1 protein-coding gene is annotated in these 1351 nt (G+C 45.1%); it reads left to right on the top strand.

Annotated elements, in window-relative coordinates:
* The first annotated feature begins 73 nt into the window (after positions 1-73).
* Entirely contained in the window at positions 74-1294 is a 1221-nt protein-coding gene (locus E2980_RS23875) for an IS256 family transposase (protein ID WP_135154709.1), read from the top strand.
* Positions 1295-1351: the final 57 nt, after the last annotated feature.

Genomic DNA, 1351 nt, shown 5'->3' on the forward strand with positions numbered 1-1351 from the left:
GAGTCTGTAAAATAGATTGTGTAAACTCCTAAACCCATTAAAATGGAAGTATACGAGAGGTTGGGGAGAACACATGGGATTATGGACAAAGCAGCAACTCCGAGCGTTTATTAAGGAGAACAAATTGGTATCTGCACAGGACGCTCAAAATGCATTAAAGAATCTATTTGCCGAGACGATACAAGAGATGCTTGAGGCAGAGATGGATGAGCATTTGGGGTATCAGAAACATGATATGCAGAACAAGCAGACTACCAATAGCCGCAATGGCAAGAGCAAGAAAAACATCATCAGTGAGTATGGTGAGCAAGAGATCGTGGTTCCTCGTGACCGTGAAGGCGACTTTGAGCCGCTCGTCGTGAAGAAGCACCAAACCAATGTAACCGGTATTGAAGACCAAATTATTGCCCTCTATGCCAAAGGTGTCAGCACCCGTGAGATCCAAGACCACCTACAAAATCTGTATGGCATTGAGGTCTCTCCAACCTTCATCTCCAACGTCACAAACAAGATCATCCCCCTTATTAAGGAGTGGCAAAATCGGCCGCTACAAGCTGTCTATGCCGTTGTTTTCCTCGATGCCATTCACTTTAAGGTCAAGCAAGATGGCGCCATTGTAAACAAAGCAGCGTACATGGTCATCGGAATTGATCTGGATGGTTGCAAGGATGTACTTGGCATGTGGATCGGAGAGAACGAGTCCTCTAAGTTCTGGCTGAGCGTCCTCAATGACCTGAAAAACCGTGGTGTACAAGACATCCTAATTACGTGTGTAGATAACTTAACGGGCTTCACACAAGCGATTTCAGCCTGTTATTCCAAGACCGAAATACAAAAGTGTATTATCCACCAGATTCGTAACTCGACTAAATTCGTCTCTTATAAGGATTTAAAGAAGGTCACGGCTGATCTGAAACCCATCTACAAAGCCGTTAATGAGGAGATGGCTCTAGTTGAACTAGATCGCTTCGAGGAAATCTGGGGAAGCAAATATCCGCTCATTGTTCGCTCCTGGCGTAATAACTGGGATGAGCTCGCCACCTTCTTCAAATACCCCGCAGAGATTCGTAAAATCATCTACACGACTAACATTATTGAGAGTTACCACCGTCAGCTACGTAAAGTAACGAAAGGTAAAAGCATCTTTCCAACGGATGAATCGCTGCTCAAAATGTTATACCTGGCCACGATGGATGTAACTCGTAAATGGACGGGTCGTGTACAAAACTGGGGTCAAATGCTGCTGCAGCTTTCCGTGTTTTTCCCGGATCGTATCGGACAGCATTTACGATAACATCCCCCCTCGGGGGGAAGCATTAAGAGAGTTTACACAAAAGATTTGACAGACCCC

Source organism: Cohnella luojiensis (genome assembly GCF_004564235.1).
Taxonomy (GTDB): Bacteria; Bacillota; Bacilli; order Paenibacillales; family Paenibacillaceae; genus Cohnella; species Cohnella luojiensis.